This is a genomic window from Xanthomonas cassavae CFBP 4642 (assembly GCF_000454545.1).
Classification (GTDB): domain Bacteria; phylum Pseudomonadota; class Gammaproteobacteria; order Xanthomonadales; family Xanthomonadaceae; genus Xanthomonas; species Xanthomonas cassavae.
Genome location: NZ_CM002139.1, coordinates 4,418,042 through 4,435,171, shown reverse-complemented (window position 1 = coordinate 4,435,171; position 17,130 = coordinate 4,418,042). Strand labels below are relative to the sequence as shown.

The following is a 17,130-nucleotide window of genomic DNA, read 5'->3' as shown; positions in this document are numbered from 1 at the left end:
CGTCGCGCCAGGCGTTGCCAGACCAGGACGCCTGTCGGGTGGGGGCGTCATGGCAGGGATGCGCAAGCCTTCAGCGCTAAGTGCTGGCGGTTGAATGACCATTCCGCTGCACTGTGAGGGTTCGCGGGTGTGGCTTGCGTAGTTATGCCAACGGGGTATTGGAAATGATCTCCACCCAATAGCCATCCGGGTCCTTGATGAAGGCCAGGTGCTTCATGCGGCCATCTTCCAGGCGCTTCTGATAGGGCACGTTGAGGCTGTCGAAGCGTGCGCAGGCGGCGTGGATGTCCGGCACCGAGACGCAGAGATGACCGAAGCCGCGCGGGTCGCTGTTGCCGTCGTGATAGACCGGCCCGTCCTGAGTCTCGGTGCCGTGGTTGTGGGTGAGCTCCAGCACGCCGGGGATGCCGGCCATCCACAGTCGCCGCGCGTCATCCTGATCGGGAATGGCGGTGGTGTCGGGCACCAGCGCCAGAAAATACAGGCTGAAGTTCGCATCGGCGAAATGACGGGCATCGAGCAGGCGGAAGCCCAGCACGCGGGTGTAGAAATCTAGCGAACGCTGGGCGTCCTTGACGCGCAGCATGGTGTGGTTGAACACGAAGCCACGCGTGTCGGCGGGGGCGGCGCTGGCGCCGGGTACCTGTTGCAGGTCGGTCGAAGGCATTGTGGTTTCCTCGAGTGGATCGGGTGCGCGGGCCAGGTGCGCAGGACGGGAAGTTTAGCGGGACGCGGGTGGGCGCCATGTCTGCGGCACGCAATGGCGTGTTGCACCACGGCGTGTGGATGTGCGGCGTGTTGGAAGTAACCTTGCACGGCGGATTGCCAGTTCGCCCGATCGATCGCGGCCCACGCTCGCCTGCAGAAACAAGCGGGGGTCGGCGCAACTGGCACCGCGATGACGCAGCCGTGCACCGGCGTCAGAACCAGAGACGGATGCCGGCAACGAACTGGCTGTCGCGTGGGCGCTCGCCTTCCAGCGTGGCGCGTCGTGCGGCATCGCCGAAGCTGCGGGTATGCACCCAGCCGATATACGGTGCAAAACGGCGGGTGAACTCATAGCGCAGCCGTACCCCGGCGTCCACCTGCTCCAGGCCACTGCCGATCCCGCGCCGCTCATCGTCGGTGAGGGCGATGTCCGCTTCCACGCGTGGCTGCAGGATCAACCGATTGGTGAGCAGAACGTCGTACTCGCCTTCCAGGCGCAGCGCAGCGCGGCCGCCACTGCCCAGAGACAGCGTGGCTTCGGTTTCGAACTTGTAGGGCGCCAGGCCCTGTACGCCAAAGGCGGCCCAGCTGCGGCGATCACCCGGGGCAAGATCCTGGCGTGCGCCGACCAGCAGATCCCACCACGGCGAGATCGCGTGACCGTAAAAGGCCTCAAACGACGCGGATTGGGTGCGGACGCTGTCCCGCGCGCCCTCGCTGCGTAACCACAGGCGGTCGATGTCGCCGCCGATCCAGGCGCGTGCCTCCCAGTCCTGGCCGGTGCCGCGATCGGTATCGACCGCTTCCATGCGATCGAGCAGGATGTAGTGGTTGATGCCTGCGCCGTGCATCGCGTGTGCCTGCAGTGGCGAAAAGGCGGCGGCAATCTCTTCGGCGGTCGGTGTCGGAATCGGTTCGCGTGGCAGCCCCGTGCCAACCGGCGATGCAGGCGTCGGCGCGGCGTGTGCACGATGGTCCATTGAACGATGCTCCATGCCGTCGTGCGCGCTCGAGCCGTGCTGCATCGCGTCGTGGGTCATCGGAGCAGGCCGCGGTGCGCGGTGATCCTTCACCTCGTGATGCATCTCGCTCTTTATCGAACCCTGTAACGTCGCGCCGTGCTCCGTTGCCTCAGCAGCCTGGTCGGCGGAATCGTGGCCCATCGCCTCCATCGCACCGTGTTCCATCTCGGCGCGATGCATGGCGCCATGGTCCATGCCGGCATGCGACATCTGCGAATGATCCATTGGCGCTGCGGTGTTCTGGTCTACCGGCCGACCGTGCTGATGCTGCGGTTGTGCAGCCCCCGTCGCTGCCGGCGCCGCCGAGGATGCAGCAGCATCGTTCGCAGCAGTGCCCGAGGTCTCCGTCATCGCCTGCGCTCCACCAGGGTGCTGATCGTGCGCAGGCGTCATCGCAGGCATGGTTTCCTGCGAAGAGGTCGACGCAGCAGCCGTCGCTGCCTGCGAGTCTTGTGCAGCGGGTGCGCCTGCTGTGTCGCCGGCCTGCAGCGCTGCTGCATGCGCGCCATGCGCAGCGGCGTTCAGCGCATCATGCGTGTGGTCCTGCGCGGCCAGCGATGCGCTGAACAACCAGGTGCCCACCACCAGCAGACGTAGCGCGAGCATGCTCATGCCTCCACCCGCACTTCGCGCATCATGCCCGCTTCCATGTGGTACAGCAGATGGCAGTGATAGGCCCAACGGCCCAGTGCATCGGCGTGGACGCGATAACTGCGGCGCGTGCCCGGCGGCATGTCGATGGTGTGCTTGCGGACCTGGAAATTGCCATCGGCATCTTCCAGATCGCTCCACATGCCGTGCAGGTGGATGGGGTGCTGCATCATGGTGTCGTTGACCAGCACCATGCGTAGCCGCTCACCGTAGCGCAGCCGCAGGGGCTCGGCCGAGGCGAACGCCACGCCGTCGAACGACCAGGCGAATTTTTCCATATGCCCGGTCAGATGCAGTTCGATCTCGCGCCCGGGTTGGCGGCCATCCGGATCTTCGAACAGGCTGTGCAGGTCGCCGTAGCGCAGCACACGACGGCCGTTGTCGCGCAGGCCCACGCCGGGGTCGTCCAGGCGCGGTGCGGTGGCATTGCTGCGCATGTCGATCAGGGGGTTGCCGTCTTCGCTGGCGGCGTGGTGCGGGGTGGTGTCGTGCGCCTGGGCGGGATCATGCGAGTGCATGGTGTGCGTCCCGTGCGCCGCCTGCATGCCGGGTGCGCCGTGCATTGCCGGGAGTGTGTGGCGCATGCCATCGCCATGCCCCATGTCCTGCATGGTCAGGATCGCGCGCGGGTCCAGCGCCGGAATCGGTGCCTGCAGGCCGTTGCGCACCGCCAGCGTGCCGCAGGCAAAGCCGGTGCGTCCCATGTCCTGCGCAAATAGCGTAAAGGCGTCCTGGCCGGTGGGTTCGACCAGCACGTCGTAGGTCTCGGCCGCGGCAATCCGCAGCTCGTCCACGCTGACCGGATGCACGTACTGGCCATCGGCCGCGACCACGGTCATGCGCAGGCCGGGGATGCGGATGTCGAAGTAGGTCATCGACGAGCCGTTGATGAACCGCAGCAACACCTTTTCGCCCGGCGCGAACAACCCGGTCCAGTTGCCGGCAGGCGCCACGCCGTTGAGCAGGTACGTGTAGGTGTTGGCGTTGACGTCCGACAGGTCGGTCGGGGTCATGCGCATGCGCCCCCACATGCCGCGATCGGCCAGCGTTGCCCGCAAACCATCATCGCGCGCATCGCGCAGGAAATCGCCCACCGTGCGCTGGGCGTAGTTGTCGTGGCTGGGCATCTGCTTCAAGCGGCGAAACAGCGCGGCCGGATCCAGGTCGGTCCAGTCAGAGAGCAGCACCACGTGTTCGCGATCGCAGCGGTACGGCGGCGGTGCCAGCGGGTCGATCACGATGGCGCCATACAGGCCGGCCTGCTCCTGGAACATGGAATGGCTGTGGTACCAGTAGGTGCCGGATTGACGCAGCGCGAAGCGGTAGTGGTACTCCTGGCCCGGCGCAATGCCGTCGAAGCTCATGCCCGGCACGCCGTCCATGTTGGCCGGCAGCAGCAGGCCGTGCCAATGCAGCGAGGTGGGCTGGTCGGGCAGGGTGTTGCGCACCCGCACGCTGACGGTGTCGCCCTCGCGCCAGCGCAGGATCGGTGCCCGCAGGCTCTGGTTGACCGTGATGGCCGGGCGCGTGCGCCCGGTGAGATTGACCGGCCGCTGGCCGATCTGCAGCGAGTGGCGACTACCGTGCAGCACCGGCGTGACCATCGCGCCGGCAGCGCGTGCATCGCCGCGCCACAGGCCGGCGGCTGCCACACCGCCCAGGGCCAAGCCCTGCACGAAACGGCGCCGGCTGATTCCGTGGTTGGCGGTTGGAGTGAAGACAGGAGTATCGGACGACATGACACCTCCGGTGCGCCCACCGGACTGGCAGACGCAACGCATCGCTGAGAGATCCCGCATCCATCGATGCAGGGCGAAGAGCGATCAGGGCAGCCAACACACCCGCGCGAAACGGCAGGGGCATGGACGACGCGGGAAGCGGGCGTGAACATGCGGGGCGGGAAGATCCCCGCGACCGCTGCACGTACCCGCCGCCGAGCGCCGCCGTGGTGTCGGCTGCGCTCAGCCGATGGGAGGTCGAACCGGCTGGTCGGGTACCGGGCTACCACGCCCGTCGGCCGGAATCGCCGGCAGTGCCGGGCGGCCGGGCAGGCCGGCAGGTATCGCCGGCAGGGTCAGCAAGGCCAGGTTGCAGTGTTGCAGGCAGTCGCAGCTGCCCAGCCTGCAGCAGTCGGCCGCGTGCGCATGGTGGGACGCGTTGTCGGGCCGGGTCGGGGCCAGCGGCGCCATGTCCTCATGACAGGGCATGGCATCGGCGCTTGCCGCATGCCCCGCCCCATGCGCAGCCGGCTGCGGCATGGCCAGCTCCGGCATCGCCATGCCCACCGACGCCCACGCGCCGGTGGCCGTGTTGGCGACCAGACACAGGCACAGCAGCAGGCGGAGCAGGCAATGCAGCACAGGCGCTCGCGGCGGAAACAGATGCGGCCAGCATACCATCGGCTCCGGACTGTCCGCCCGATGACCGCCTGCCGCGGGTGTGCGCCTGGCGGCGGTAGAATTGGCGTCTCTTTCGCATCACGTCCGTGCCCATGTCGCAGCGCCAGTGGGTGGCCGCCGCCATCCAGAAGATCGAGGCCGATTTCAACCGTTCGGCCGATACCCATCTGATCCCCATGGATTTGCCAGGCTATCCGGGCATCGACCTGTACTTCAAGGACGAGTCCAGCCACCCCACCGGCAGCCTCAAGCACCGGTTGGCGCGGTCGCTGTTCCTGTACGCGCTGACCAATGGCTGGCTGCGCGCGGGCCGCCCGGTGATCGAAGCCTCCAGCGGCTCCACCGCCGTGTCCGAAGCGTATTTCGCGCGCCTGCTGGGAGTGCCTTTCATCGCGGTGATGCCGGCCTCGACCTCGCCGGAAAAGATCGCCGCGATCGAGTTCCAGGGCGGGCGCTGTCATTTGGTGGAGCGCGCCTGCGACCTGGACAGCGCCTCGCACCAGCTCGCACGCGAGACCGGCGGGCACTTCATGGACCAGTTCACCTACGCCGAGCGCGCCACCGACTGGCGCGCCAACAACAACATCGCCGAATCGATCTTCAAGCAGCTGGCCGAAGAGCCGCACCCGATTCCGGAATGGATCGTGTGCAGCCCCGGCACCGGCGGCACCAGCGCCACCCTGGGGCGCTATGTGCGCTACCGGCGCCACGCCACCCGCATCCTGTGCGCCGACCCGGAAGTGTCGGTGTTCTTCGATGGCTACTGCCGCGCGGTGGACGGGCAGTGCCCCAAGGAATTGATCATCACCGGCGGCTCGCGTATCGAAGGCATCGGCCGGCCGCGGGTGGAGTCCAGCTTCATTGCCACCTGCGTGGATGCGATGGTCAAAGTGCCCGACGCGCTGAGCCTGGCGGCCATGCGCCACGTCAGCGCCACCCTGGGCCGCCGCGTGGGCGGTTCCACCGGCACCAACTTCGTCGGCGTGCTGCAGGCCGCCCAGCGCATGCGCGAGGAAGGCCGGCAGGGCTCCATCGTCACCATCCTGTGCGATGCCGGCGAGCGTTACGCGCATAGTTACTACGACCCGGCCTGGTATGTGGCGCGCGAGATCGACACCGCCGACAGCGACGCGGCCATTGCCAGCGCAGTCAACGGCGGTGTGTTGCCGCCGCTGCCTTGTGCTGCGCTGGAATGACCGCCATATCGTTGCGGTAGATGGTGCACGCGCCCGCGTACACCGCCGCGTGCCGCTTGTCCCTTCCCCTGATCCAGTCCATCGCCGGAGCGCTCCATGACCAATCCCTTGCTCGACCTCTCCGGACTGCCGTCCTTCGATGCGATCGGTCCAGAGCATGTGGGCCCGGCGATCGACCAGCTGCTGGCGCAGGCCGAGGCGGCAGTGAAGGCGGCCGAACAGGTCGGCCCGGTCAGCTGGGACAGCTTCGTGGTGCCGCTGGACGACGCCACCGAGCGGCTCTGGCGCGCCTGGGGGCAGGTGGGCCATCTGCAGGCAGTGATGAACACCCCCGAGTTGCGCGAGGCCTACAACAGCAACCTGCCCAAGGTGAGCCGCTTCGGCAGCGCGCTGGGCCAGAACCTGGCGCTGTACGCGCAGTACAATGCGCTGGCGCAGTCGTCGGAAGCTGCGCACTACGATGAAGCCCGGCGCAAGGTGCTGGACAACGCGCTGCGCGATTTCCGGCTCGGCGGTGCCGAGCTGGACGACGCCGCCAAGGCGCGCTTTGCGCAGATCCAGGAAGAACTGTCGGCACTGGCGGCGAAGTTTTCGCAGAACGTGCTCGATGCCACCGATGCCTGGTCGTACGTGACCGAAGACGACACCCAGCTGTCGGGTCTGCCGGCCGAAGTGATCGCTGCCGCGCGCGCGGCCGCAGAAAAGGACGGCGTGCCAGGGTGGAAGTTCACCTTGCAGATGCCGTGCTACCTGCCGGTGCAGACCGATGCCGATAGTCGCCAATTGCGTGCAACGCTTTATCGCGCCAACGCCGAGCGCGCTTCCGAGTTCGGCGACGCGGCGCTGGACAACAGCGCCAACATCGATCGCATTCTCGCGCTGCGCGCCGAGCTGGCGCAGCTGCTCGGCTTTGCCAGTTACGCGGAGTATTCCATCGCCATCAAGATGGCGCAGAGTCCGGCTGAAGTGATGGGGTTCCTGCGCGATCTGGCGGTGCGTGCCAAGCCGTATGCGCAGCGCGACCGCGCCGAACTGGACGCCTTCGCCCGCGACGAACTCGGCCTGGACGCACTGCAGGCCTGGGACCTGGCCTACGCCAGCGAAAAGCTCAAGCAGGCCCGCTACAGCTTCTCCGAGCAGGAAGTGAAGCAATACTTCACCGAGCCGAAAGTGCTGGCCGGCCTGTTCGATGTGATCCATAGCCTGTACGGGCTTACGGTCAAGCCGGACAGCGCGCCGGTGTGGCATCCGGATGTGCGGTTCTACCGGCTCGAAGATGCGCAAGGCGCGCTGGTCGGCCAGTTCTATCTGGATCTCTACGCGCGCGAAGGCAAGCGCGGCGGTGCCTGGATGGACGATTGCCGCAATCGCCGCGACACCGCCAACGGCGTGCAGACGCCGCTGGTGTATCTGGTGTGCAATTTCGGCCGCGGCAGTGGCGATGCACCGGCCACGTTCCGGCACGGCGAAGTCACCACGCTGTTCCATGAAATGGGCCATGGCCTGCACCAGTTGCTCACCTGTATCGGCGAGCTCGGTGTGGCCGGCATCAACGGCGTGGAGTGGGACGCGGTGGAGCTGCCCAGCCAGTTCATGGAGAACTTCTGCTGGGAATGGGAGCGCGTGCAGACGATGACCGCGCATGTGCAGACGGGCGAACCGCTGCCGCGCAACCTGTTCGACCGCCTGCTGGCCGCGCGCAATTTCCAGAGCGGCATGTCCACCGTGCGCCAGCTGGAATTTGCGTTGTTCGACATGCAGCTGCACAGCAGCTTCGACCCGGTGCACGACAGCGTGCTGCAGCTGATCGAACGCGTGCGCGACGAAGTGGCGGTCAATCGTCCGCCGGCGTGGAATCGCTTCCCGCATCAGTTCAGCCATATTTTCGCAGGCGGTTACGCAGCCGGCTATTACAGCTACAAGTGGGCCGAAGTGCTCAGCGCCGATGCCTATGCCGCGTTCGAAGAGGCGCCGGAACAGGTCGCTGAAACGGGTGCACGTTTTCGCTTCGAGGTGTTGTCGCGCGGTGGCAGCCGCAGCGCGGCCGACAACTTTCGCGCCTTCCGTGGGCGTGCGCCGAGCATCGACGCATTGCTGCGGCACAACGGCATGGCGGGATGAGCCTGTCAGTCGCGCAGCTGCCGCCGCTGGCAGGTGCGCCATTCCCACTGCCTGCGTTCGCAGTGCAGTGAGGCGAGCGTCTTGATAAGCGCAGCAGCGTGGCACGCGGGCGACCGATGCGCGAATGGACCAGCACATCAAGGCGAGTGCAGTGCAGCGACGTTTGTCATGGAGTGTAGGGTTGTTGATTGCAGCGGCGGTACCGGCCGCTGCGCAGCACACCGGTCACGCCAGCAGTCTGGCCGGCCTGCGCGCGGGCCCTGGCGAGGAATACCGGCGCGTGGGTGAAGCCGGCGCAGGCAATACGCTCACCGTTTACGGGTGCCTGAACAATGGCAGGTGGTGCGATGTGCGTGCGCCCGATGCGCGCGGCTGGATGCCTGCGCAGGTGATTGCCTTGGATCGCAGCAATCTCGCTCGCGTAGTCCCGAGGATCGCGTTTTCGCTGGATCCCTATTGGGACGCGCATTATCGCGGCCGCGAATGGACCGTGGAGAGCGAACGTGCGCTGTGGCGCAACCATGCACCGGAGAGCTCGCCTGATCTGGAGGTGCTGGCGCCCGGCGAGGGCTCTGCGCAGAGCGGCGAGCCGTCCATTGCCAGGCGCGTCAAGCAGGAAACACGCGAAAACACCGAACGGACCAATCGCGAACGCGCCGAAATCGACGCGGCCAGGACTGCGCAGCGCAAGCGGGAGCGCGCGCGGATGGAGTGTCGCAGCAGGCAGCGCGCTGCCGAGCAGCAGGTGACCAAGGAGTCGAATGGCCAACCTGTCGGCATCGGGGCCTTGAGGGAGGATTGCGACCGGCTGCAGGAGTAGAGCGGAAACAGAGCGCCGCGGGCAGTCGTCAGGTGGGCGTGGACGCTACGGTCAGAACCGGTGTGGACGCGTGGTCCATGACGATTCCGAGTACCGACCGCGCCTCCACCTGGCGGTTGCGCATTGGCGGCTGCGCAGTTGTGTTGTTATCCGCTCTTGGGCAGCACGCTCAGGCAATGCTGCACGGGGGCATCCGGTCACGTGTGCGTCAATCGCCGCTGCAGGCGGACTTTGGCGCAGCTGGCGCCAGCGCAGAGGGTGCAGGTGCGCACCGGGCCGGCGCGGATGCGCGCCTACGGCCTGGCTACTCAGGTGGCCTGCACGTCAAACGGGTTCGGTATGTTGCTGCGCCGGGCTCGACGTTCTCCCACCTGCGGCAGCTCGCCGGGAAAGCCACAGGCGTACCCGTCCAGGTCGAGCCACTGCGGATTCAAGGTCTCAACCAGCCGCCGTTGCCACGCATGCGTCCAACGGCGGATCGCGTTCGCGCGTGCTCGCGCCGCTGCGGGGTCGTTCTGCACTTCGAACCACACCAGCAGCAGCGGCATTACCTGGCGCCGGGGCAGCGTCGCTTCTTGTTGCGCCATGAGATGCCGGCACTGCCCGGTCACGGCGGCCAAGTCGCTGGCCACGTCGATGTAGAAGGCATCGCGCCGTGCATGCGCCAGCAGGTACACCACGTGAGGGCCATGCAGCAGGCCATGCCAGTCGGCATGCGCGAATGCAGCAAAGGCTGTTCTTGCAAGGGCGCGCGTGTCCGTCATTTCCACCGCCTATTTCGCGCCGGCGCCCAGGCACGCAGGCAGTCGGGTCGACACTGGCGCGCAACCGGGGTGCCTTGCCTTCATATGACCGGTCCCGGCGGCGTTGGCTGATCTCGGCTGGCGTGCGCAATCGCCTCTTGCTGCCGCACCGTTTCGAGTGCGTGCGCCTGAACTTGCTGCATCGATTCCTGTACCGATGGTGCCGTACCGGTCAGGGGCATATTCACGCGCTTGGTGATGTCGTCGTAGTTCTGTGCAAAGAAGTTCTCGTTGACCACATCCACCCGCCCGCTCCAGCCAGGTCGGAAGCCATCGATGTAGACGGCTGCGGTGACCTGGGTCAGGCGGTCCTCCGGCAGCGGCGTGCCCTTGGCATCCAGTCGATTCTTGACATCTGCATACAACGCATGGCCTGGATGCGCAGGGTCGCTGAAGGCAAGCAGCCCCGGTGATTGCCGTCCGTGGTCGCTTCCCACGGTCGCCTGCTCGCGTTGCGTATCGGCGTTTTCTTGCTCTGCCAGCCGCGCATGCTCCTGCTGCTCCGTCTGCTCCCTGTGCAGTTGCCAGTGGCGTTGCTGTTCCAGCGACTGTTGCTGATGCTGCGCAGCGAGGTCCGGTTGCGCGCGCTCGGATGCGTTTGCCACCGATGCAGCCACAGCTGTGGCCGCGGTGTCATGCGAGGCGGGCGCACTGTGCTGTGGAACCATGTCGCGCTGCGCGACGGCTACCCCGGCTTGCTGTTGCACCGCTGCAAGGGTGTGGTGATCGGCGATGCCGTTGACGTCGTCCATGCCATGCATCAACTGAAACGCCTGCACGCCGCGCTGGGTAGGCTGATCGTAGAAGCCGTTGATGTCCATGGGCGTCTTGATCCGTTCGTTGATGCCCAGTTGGATCAGGCTAGCCTGTAGCGCCTGCACCCCGGCGCCGCGGTCGCCCGGTCCGAGCGCAGCGCCTTGCGCCTGGGCCTGATCCGGCGCGGCCTGCGCGCGCGCCTTGCGTTCGACATCCTGGATGAGCGCATCCAGGATGGGCACCACCGTCTCGGTCATCAGATGCCGTTCGGTGGCCTCGTCCAGGCTCTGGCCCAGTTTGCCGGCGAACTCGCCGGTCCTGACCAGATTGAACAGGCCTTGCGGAGTGGTCGGGTTGTGCGTGGCGTAGGTGGCCACCGCGGCCGTGGCCACACCGGCCTGCTTGGCGTAGATCTCAGGCGCCAGCGCGGAGGCCGCCCCGGCATACCGCCCTGCCGTGTCCAGCAGCGCGTTCGCCTGGGCGCCCGCTGCAGTCCAACTGGCGTGCTCGGCCTGCCCAACCTGGCTGGCGGCCGTACCGAGCGCCTGGCCTGTTTCATGGCCACGCTGCCGGATCTGCCGGGCGTCATCGGCCGCTTCGTTCAAACGCTGTGTGGCCTGGTTCTGCCCGCGTTGTTCCGCGGCCGCACCGGCCTGCGCCAGGCGCTCGGCCTGTGCATTGAGCTGTGCGTCCAACGCCTGCGGCAGCATCCCGCCCAGGCCACGCAGCGCCGCCGCGCCTAGCGAAGCCGCTTCGCCCTGCGCCTGGCCCTGCAAACGCGCTGCGCCGGCTTGCACCTGCCCCAGGGCCTGCCGCCCCTGCGCGGCGAGTGCACCGGCCTGCTCCATACCGTCTCCCGCGGCGGCCCCCAGTTGCTGGGTGGTCGCCTGGCGGACCTGCGCTGCGGCCTGCGCCGCGCGCTGGGCCAGGTCGCCCGCGGCATCCAGCGCCTGGCCTGCCACGTGGCCCGACTCCGCGACCACCCCGCCCAGGCCGCGCCCCACGCGGACACCTTGCGAGGTGGCATGCAGCGCATCCAGCGCCGGGCCGGCGAAGTTGGACACATCCCGCAGCGACAGACGCGCAGGGCGATCGACGATGCCTTGGCCATCGGCTGCATGCTGCTTGGCCGCCAGCAGCGGTTGCATCTGGCCAGCCGCCAACGGCAACTCGCGCAACAGCTGCGCGGTGTTGCCGTGCTGCAGCCGGTCCAGGAACGCGTGGGCTGCCGGTTGCGCGTGGGCCGGCAACGTTGCATCCAGCTGGCTGGCCAGCAAGGCCTTGCCTTGCGGCAACTCATCGAGCACGGTGCAGGTTTCCTTCAGTACCGCGCCCAGTTCTGCGCGCCGGAACGCATCCAGGCGATGGATATTCTGCTGGATGCCGTCATTGAGGACCTCGCCGGTGACCTGGTAGGCGATGACACTGTGTCCGGGGTCGTAGACCGGCAGCCCATTTTCCTGGGCAAACCGCTGGGCGGTGAGCGGATGCAGGCCGGCGGCATTGAAGGTGGTGGTACGCATACCTGTCACAGCTGCGGCCGCCGAGGCCATGCCGCCGCCGAGGGAGTGGCCGGTGATTTCGAAGTCGAGCTTTTGATCTTTCAAGGCAGCTGCAAGGCGCATCGCGCGGTCGTAGTAATCGGTCCTCAAGCCCACCGACTGCGGGAAGTTGTTGGCAACAAAATCTTCGCTGCCGGTGGGGCGTAGCCCATCCGGCGTCAGGACTTCGCCGGCCGAGCCCTTGTATGCCACCGTCGGCTTGTAGCCGGGGCCAAGGATGGCCGGATCGGGGAGGTAGATTTCGGCCCGGAAGCCGGACTCCTTCGGACGAAGCAATTCTTTGATCTGATCATCGGTCATGTTCAGCTGCGGCGCGTACTCACGCAGTTTGTTCAGATGCTCACTGGCGCGGATCCATCCGGCACCCGGCTGTCCTTCGCCTTTGGCCGAGTCGTACACATCGTCGGAAAGTCCGGCCATTTCACGGTCGTGATAGAGCGTTTGCAGTTTTTCGGCTTGCTGCCGGGCCTGTGGATCGCTGCTGGTCCGCAGTTGCTCGAGTATGGCGCGCTGCTGCTGGTGGTCTGCGAGAGCATGCATCTGAAAATTCCTTCTTCAGTGATCGATCAAAGTAACGGAATGTCTTTTTCTTCGGAGGGGAAGCCGAAGGCTTTGCGCATGCTGCGGTAGTTCTCGGGCAGCGGCGGTCGTTGAATGCCACGCTGCAACAGAAATTGCTGGCACTTGCGCTGCCAGGTTGGTTCAGTTGGATTGCCGGGGTGCCAAAAGATTGCTGAAATTACGCGTTCGTCGCTGAAACTAGCGCCGTGGTTGATTAGCCAATATGACTGTTCAAACCCACCTCGTCCTGCATACTCCAACAGCATCGACCTACCCTGACTCTCCGCGTTCACATCCGCCCCGCGTTCCACCAGCAGTTTCACGTTTTCCCACTTATTTTGGGTAAGAAATGCTTGCAAAAGCAACGTTTCATTGTTTGCATTTCTCGTGTTCGGATTGCCGCCGTGGTCGAGGAGGAGCTTCAAGTAGATCGGATCATCTTGTTTGGCAGCCCACACCATGGCATTGGCATGATTCGTTGGAGTGCTGCTACTCCCGGGCTCGGGTGGATACGGCTTTGCAACGTTGGGGTTCGCCCCATTCTCCAGCATCGCCCGCAACCCCTCGGGGTTCTGCGTGAGGATCGGCCACATCAGCAGTGGGTAGCCATCCTTGGAAAAGATCACATCAGGATCGACGTGCTCCTCTTTCATCAACCGTCGCACTTCCTTGACGTTGCCATGTTCGGCGGCCAGTGCCAGCGCCTGTGCCTTGGGATCGGGGAAATACGAGCGCAGCGGATACGCCGACTGCTGCGCAGGCGCAGGCAAGGACACGCCGCCGCAGCTGGCACAGACCAACAACAACGACAGTACGACGATTCGTAGCAACCTGGACACAGCGCATCCTTATGAAGCGGCATGGCGATGAAGCGGCAGGGCGGCCAGCGCGCACTTGCCGGCGGAGTGGTGGTCCTAGCCTAGCCCTTGCATGCCAGCTGCGCAAAGCGCGTAGGAGAGAGTACGGCGCTCTTTTAACTTGAGACGGAGATCCGTAAGACGCAAAAGACAGTTTGGAAGACCTCCAGCGCAATCCAGGCAGAAATTGGTTTCGTGGAGCATCGACAAAGAGAGTCGGGGCCTTGGTCGCGACGTATACCTCTTCGACTAGCCTAGCCATCCAGCGGTCGTGATAGAGCGTTTGCAGTTTTTTGGCTTGCTGCCGGGCCCGTGGATCGCTGCTGGTCCGCAGTTGCTCAAGTGCGGTGCGCTACTGTTGGTGGTCTGCGAGAGTTGGCATCTGCAAAATCCTTCTTCAGTGATCGATCAAAGTAACGGAATGTCTTTTCTTCGGACGGGAATTCGAAGGCTTTGCGCATGCTGCGGTAGTTCTCTGGCAACGGCGGTCGTTGAATGCAACGCTGCAACAGAAATTGCTGACACTTGCGTTGCCAGGTTGGGTCGGCTGCATTGCCGGGGTGCCAGAAGACTGCTTCGGTTACATACTTATTGGAAAAATCAGCGCCATGCTCCAAGAGCCAGTGGACTTGCTGAAAACCGCCGCGAGTAGCGTATTGGAAAATGATCGGCTGGCCGCGCGTTTCGCCATCAACGTCCGCGCCTCGTTCGATTAGTAATTTCACATTCTCCCACTGGTTCTTCGCGATAAAAGCTTGGAATAAGAGAGTTTCGCCATTGGAGTTGCGAGTATTCTGGTCGCCGCCATGATCGAGCAGTAATTTCAGATAGACCGGATCTTCCTGCTTGGCGGCCCAGACCATCGCATTGTCTTCGTAGCGCCCTTTGAATCGCGTCGTATCCTGCTGCGGGTGTAGCTTGCGTGCATTGGGGTCTGCTCCATTCTCCAGCATTGCCCGCAACCCCTCGGAGTTCTGCGTGAGGATCGGCCACATCAGCAGTGGGTAGCCATCCTTGGAGAAGATCACATCCGGATCGACGTGCTCCTCTTTCATCAACCGTCGCACTTCCTTGGCATTGCCATGTTCGGCAGCCAGCGCCAGCGCCTGTGCCTTGGGGTCGGGGAAATACGAGCGCAGCGGATACGCCGACTGCTGCGCAGGCGCAGGCAAGGACACGCCGCCGCAGCTGGCACAGGCCAGCAACAACGACAGCACGACGATTCGTAGCAACCTGGACACGGCGCATCCTAGTGGGGCAACAAAGCGACCACCACGCACTTGCCAGCCGAGTGGTCGGGCTAGCCTAGCCCTTGCATGCCAGCTGCGCAAAGCGCACAGCATGGCGCGGGGCGCCCCGCCCAGGCTGCGCGTCCCGCGCTCACATCTTGCGAGGTGGCAGGGTGCGCATCCTGCGCGGGACCGGCGAAGTTGCAGACATCGCGCAGCAATACATGGGCAGGGCGATCAACGATGCCTTATCCATCGGTTGCATGCTGCCCGGCCGGCAGCAGCGGTTGCATCTGGCCAGCCGCCAACGGCACCGCGCGCGCGCGATTGGTCAGGACAGCAGATACCCGTGAAGAGGATCGACGGCACAGGTTTCCCGCCGTCGCCCAGCATGGCCGTCGAAGTGCCAGCGCGAGCGATAGGCAAATGTCGAACACGCAGGCACGTGCCTGTTCGACATCCACTTCGGTCATCACACCCGGCCAAACACCAGCGTGCCATTGGTGCCGCCAAAGCCGAAGCTATTGGACATCACCGTGTTCAGGGTCGCCGCCTGCGTCTGCCGCAGGATGGGGAAGCCTTCGGCACGCGGATCGAGTTCATCGATATGCGCCGAGCCGGCCATGAAACCGTCGCGCAGCATCAACAGGCAGAAGATCGCTTCGTGCACGCTGGCCGACCCTAGCGAATGACCCGACAGCGCCTTGGTCGAGGACAGCGGCGGCACGTTGTCGCCGAATACCTCGCGCACCGCGCCCAGTTCGGTGACATCGCCCAGCGGCGTGGAGGTGCCATGGGTGTTGAGGTAATCGATCGGGCGATCCAGCCCCTGCAATGCCATGCGCATGCAGCGCACCGCGCCTTCGCCGCTGGGCGCGACCATGTCCGCGCCATCGGACGTCACGCCGTAGCCGATCAACTCGGCATGGATACGCGCGCCGCGTGCAATCGCGTGGTCGTAATCCTCCAGCACCAGCATGCCGCCGCCGCTGCCGATGACGAAGCCATCGCGCTGTGCATCGTAGGGGCGCGAGGCCACCGCAGGGCGGTCGTTGAAGCCGGTGGACAGCGCACCCATCGCATCGAACATCACGCTCATGGTCCAGTGCAGTTCCTCGCCGGCACCGGCGAACATCACGTCCTGCGCGCCGTGGCGGATCAGGTCGGCCGCCGCACCGATGCAATGCGCCGAGGTCGCGCAGGCCGCCGACAACGAGTAGCTCAGCCCGCGAATCTTGAACGCGGTGGCCAGCGATGCAGAGACCGCCGAGCACATCGTGCGCGGCACCATGTACGGTCCAACCTTGCGCACGCCGCGCGCGCGCAACAGATCGGCGGTTTCCACCTGCCATTGGCTGGAGCCGCCGCCGGAGCCGGCAATCACGCCGGTACGCACGTCGCTGACCTGTTCGGCGCTCAGGCCGGCATCGGCGATCGCATCGCGCATGGCCAGATACGCATACGCCGAGGCGTCGCCCATGAAGCGTTTGAGCTTGCGGTCGATCAATGCGTCCAGGTCCAGCGCCACCGCGCCGCCCACCTGGCTGCGCAGGCCGGCCTCGGCGTGATCGGGCAGGGCGGTGATGCCGGAACGGCTCTCGCGCAGGGCGGTGGAAACGGTGTCCAGGTCATTGCCCAGGCACGAATTGATGCCCATCCCGGTGACGACAACACGGCGCATCAGAAGCTCTCCGTCGAAGTGAACATGCCCACGCGCAGGTCCTTGGCGGTGTAGATCTCGCGCCCGTCCACCAGCATGCGCGCATCGGTCTGCGCCATCACCAGTTTGCGGTTGATCACGCGGCTGACATCGATCTCGTAGCTCACCAGTTTGGCGCTCGGCAGCACCTGGCCGGTGAACTTGACCTCCCCGCAGCCCAGCGCGCGGCCGCGGCCGGGCGCGCCGATCCAGGTCAGGAAGAAGCCGGTCAGCTGCCACATCGCATCCAGCCCCAGGCAGCCAGGCATCACCGGGTCGCCGATGAAGTGGCAGCCGAAGAACCACAGGTCAGGACGCACGTCCAGTTCGGCGCGGATCACACCCTTGCCATGCGCGCCGCCGCTGTCGCTGATCTCGGTGATGCGGTCGAACATCAGCATCGGGTCGTTCGGCAACCGGCCGCTGTCGGGTCCAAACAATTCCCCGCGCGCGCTGGCCAGCAATTGGTCGCGCGAATACGCACTTTGACGAGTCATGACGAACGTTTCCTGCAAGGAGCGAAAGGCGAGGGCGGGAAGGGTGCATGAGGCCACGCGGTTCAATCAAACGTTTTATCCGTACGCATGCGTGCTGTTTTCAGGCGATTGCGCAGTGCGGCACGCAGTCGCACAGGTGCGTGCCCTGACCCTTGGCGCGTACCCAATGCCTGGCCGGGAAGCTGTCATCGGCCGACGTCGCGGAGCAGTGGCGCGCGCCAACCCTGCTCGATCCTTGGCAGTCGCGCC

General features: G+C 65.5%; 14 protein-coding genes and 1 other RNA gene. 4 read left to right on the top strand and 11 right to left on the bottom strand.

Features of this window, described 5'->3' with window-relative positions; all coding sequences use genetic code 11:
* Positions 1–142: 142 nt before the first annotated feature.
* From gloA to XCSCFBP4642_RS0119650, 4 genes are all read right to left on the bottom strand, one after another.
* Positions 143–667 (bottom strand): lactoylglutathione lyase, encoded by a 525-nt coding sequence (gloA, locus tag XCSCFBP4642_RS0119665; protein WP_029221279.1) that lies wholly within the window; start codon positions 665–667, stop codon positions 143–145.
* A 253-nt stretch (positions 668–920) separates the two neighbouring features.
* Positions 921–2,081, bottom strand: coding sequence for a copper resistance protein B (locus XCSCFBP4642_RS0119660; RefSeq protein ID WP_425480202.1), 1,161 nt, complete (start codon positions 2,079–2,081; stop codon positions 921–923).
* Positions 2,082–2,338: 257 nt separating this feature from the next.
* Positions 2,339–4,120: a copper resistance system multicopper oxidase gene (locus tag XCSCFBP4642_RS0119655; RefSeq protein ID WP_029221277.1), complete on the bottom strand. Its 1,782-nt coding sequence runs from the start codon at positions 4,118–4,120 to the stop codon at positions 2,339–2,341.
* A gap of 222 nt (positions 4,121–4,342) precedes the next feature.
* Positions 4,343–4,780 (bottom strand): CopL family metal-binding regulatory protein, encoded by a 438-nt coding sequence (locus tag XCSCFBP4642_RS0119650; RefSeq protein WP_029221276.1) that lies wholly within the window; start codon positions 4,778–4,780, stop codon positions 4,343–4,345.
* Positions 4,781–4,872: 92 nt separating this feature from the next.
* Here XCSCFBP4642_RS0119650 and XCSCFBP4642_RS0119645 point away from each other — a divergent pair, with 92 nt between their 5' ends.
* From XCSCFBP4642_RS0119645 to XCSCFBP4642_RS0119635, 3 genes are all read left to right on the top strand, one after another.
* Entirely contained in the window at positions 4,873–5,976 is a 1,104-nt protein-coding gene (locus XCSCFBP4642_RS0119645; RefSeq protein ID WP_029221275.1) for a PLP-dependent cysteine synthase family protein, read from the top strand.
* Between the two features lie 96 nt (positions 5,977–6,072).
* A complete protein-coding gene (locus XCSCFBP4642_RS0119640; protein ID WP_029221274.1) occupies positions 6,073–8,097 on the top strand; it encodes a M3 family metallopeptidase in 2,025 nt (674 codons plus the stop codon).
* A gap of 181 nt (positions 8,098–8,278) precedes the next feature.
* Positions 8,279–8,917, top strand: coding sequence for an SH3 domain-containing protein (locus XCSCFBP4642_RS0119635; protein ID WP_053329602.1), 639 nt, complete (start codon positions 8,279–8,281; stop codon positions 8,915–8,917).
* Positions 8,918–8,920: 3 nt separating this feature from the next.
* Here the strand turns inward: XCSCFBP4642_RS0119635 and XCSCFBP4642_RS27645 are convergent.
* From XCSCFBP4642_RS27645 to XCSCFBP4642_RS0119615, 5 genes are all read right to left on the bottom strand, one after another.
* Positions 8,921–8,996, bottom strand: a non-coding RNA gene (locus XCSCFBP4642_RS27645) — sX9 sRNA.
* 229 nt (positions 8,997–9,225) lie between these two features.
* A complete protein-coding gene (locus tag XCSCFBP4642_RS0119630) occupies positions 9,226–9,681 on the bottom strand; it encodes a GIY-YIG nuclease family protein (RefSeq protein ID WP_029221272.1) in 456 nt (151 codons plus the stop codon).
* An 80-nt stretch (positions 9,682–9,761) separates the two neighbouring features.
* Positions 9,762–12,578, bottom strand: coding sequence for a peptidoglycan-binding domain-containing protein (locus XCSCFBP4642_RS25985; RefSeq protein ID WP_029221271.1), 2,817 nt, complete (start codon positions 12,576–12,578; stop codon positions 9,762–9,764).
* Between the two features lie 26 nt (positions 12,579–12,604).
* A complete protein-coding gene (locus XCSCFBP4642_RS0119620; RefSeq protein ID WP_029221270.1) occupies positions 12,605–13,438 on the bottom strand; it encodes an ankyrin repeat domain-containing protein in 834 nt (277 codons plus the stop codon).
* 356 nt (positions 13,439–13,794) lie between these two features.
* Positions 13,795–14,697: an ankyrin repeat domain-containing protein gene (locus tag XCSCFBP4642_RS0119615; protein WP_029221269.1), complete on the bottom strand. Its 903-nt coding sequence runs from the start codon at positions 14,695–14,697 to the stop codon at positions 13,795–13,797.
* A 161-nt stretch (positions 14,698–14,858) separates the two neighbouring features.
* Between XCSCFBP4642_RS0119615 and XCSCFBP4642_RS0119610 the strand changes: the two genes are divergently transcribed.
* Positions 14,859–15,038: a hypothetical protein gene (locus XCSCFBP4642_RS0119610; RefSeq protein ID WP_029221268.1), complete on the top strand. Its 180-nt coding sequence runs from the start codon at positions 14,859–14,861 to the stop codon at positions 15,036–15,038.
* A 119-nt stretch (positions 15,039–15,157) separates the two neighbouring features.
* On the opposite strand, the gene fabB is transcribed toward XCSCFBP4642_RS0119610, so the two are convergent.
* Both fabB and fabA read right to left on the bottom strand, forming a co-directional pair.
* Positions 15,158–16,366, bottom strand: a complete 1,209-nt coding sequence (fabB, locus tag XCSCFBP4642_RS0119605; RefSeq protein ID WP_029221267.1) for a beta-ketoacyl-ACP synthase I — start codon at positions 16,364–16,366, stop codon at positions 15,158–15,160.
* Entirely contained in the window at positions 16,366–16,881 is a 516-nt protein-coding gene (gene fabA, locus XCSCFBP4642_RS0119600) for a 3-hydroxyacyl-[acyl-carrier-protein] dehydratase FabA (RefSeq protein ID WP_033899422.1), read from the bottom strand. The genes fabB and fabA overlap by 1 nt, the downstream gene beginning before the upstream one ends.
* Positions 16,882–17,130: the final 249 nt, after the last annotated feature.

Excerpts from the sequence above, each read along its gene's own strand:
- XCSCFBP4642_RS0119640 (WP_029221274.1), top strand. The coding sequence starts at position 6,073 with ATGACCAATCCCTTGCTCGACCTCTCCGGACTGCCGTCCTTCGATGCG.
- XCSCFBP4642_RS0119645 (WP_029221275.1), top strand. The coding sequence starts at position 4,873 with ATGTCGCAGCGCCAGTGGGTGGCCGCCGCCATCCAGAAGATCGAGGCC.
- XCSCFBP4642_RS25985 (WP_029221271.1), bottom strand. The coding sequence starts at position 12,578 with ATGCATGCTCTCGCAGACCACCAGCAGCAGCGCGCCATACTCGAGCAA.
- fabA (WP_033899422.1), bottom strand. The coding sequence starts at position 16,881 with ATGACTCGTCAAAGTGCGTATTCGCGCGACCAATTGCTGGCCAGCGCG.
- gloA (WP_029221279.1), bottom strand. The coding sequence starts at position 667 with ATGCCTTCGACCGACCTGCAACAGGTACCCGGCGCCAGCGCCGCCCCC.
- XCSCFBP4642_RS0119650 (WP_029221276.1), bottom strand. The coding sequence starts at position 4,780 with ATGGTATGCTGGCCGCATCTGTTTCCGCCGCGAGCGCCTGTGCTGCAT.
- XCSCFBP4642_RS0119630 (WP_029221272.1), bottom strand. The coding sequence starts at position 9,681 with ATGACGGACACGCGCGCCCTTGCAAGAACAGCCTTTGCTGCATTCGCG.
- fabB (WP_029221267.1), bottom strand. The coding sequence starts at position 16,366 with ATGCGCCGTGTTGTCGTCACCGGGATGGGCATCAATTCGTGCCTGGGC.
- XCSCFBP4642_RS0119655 (WP_029221277.1), bottom strand. The coding sequence starts at position 4,120 with ATGTCGTCCGATACTCCTGTCTTCACTCCAACCGCCAACCACGGAATC.
- XCSCFBP4642_RS0119660 (WP_425480202.1), bottom strand. The coding sequence starts at position 2,081 with ATGACGGAGACCTCGGGCACTGCTGCGAACGATGCTGCTGCATCCTCG.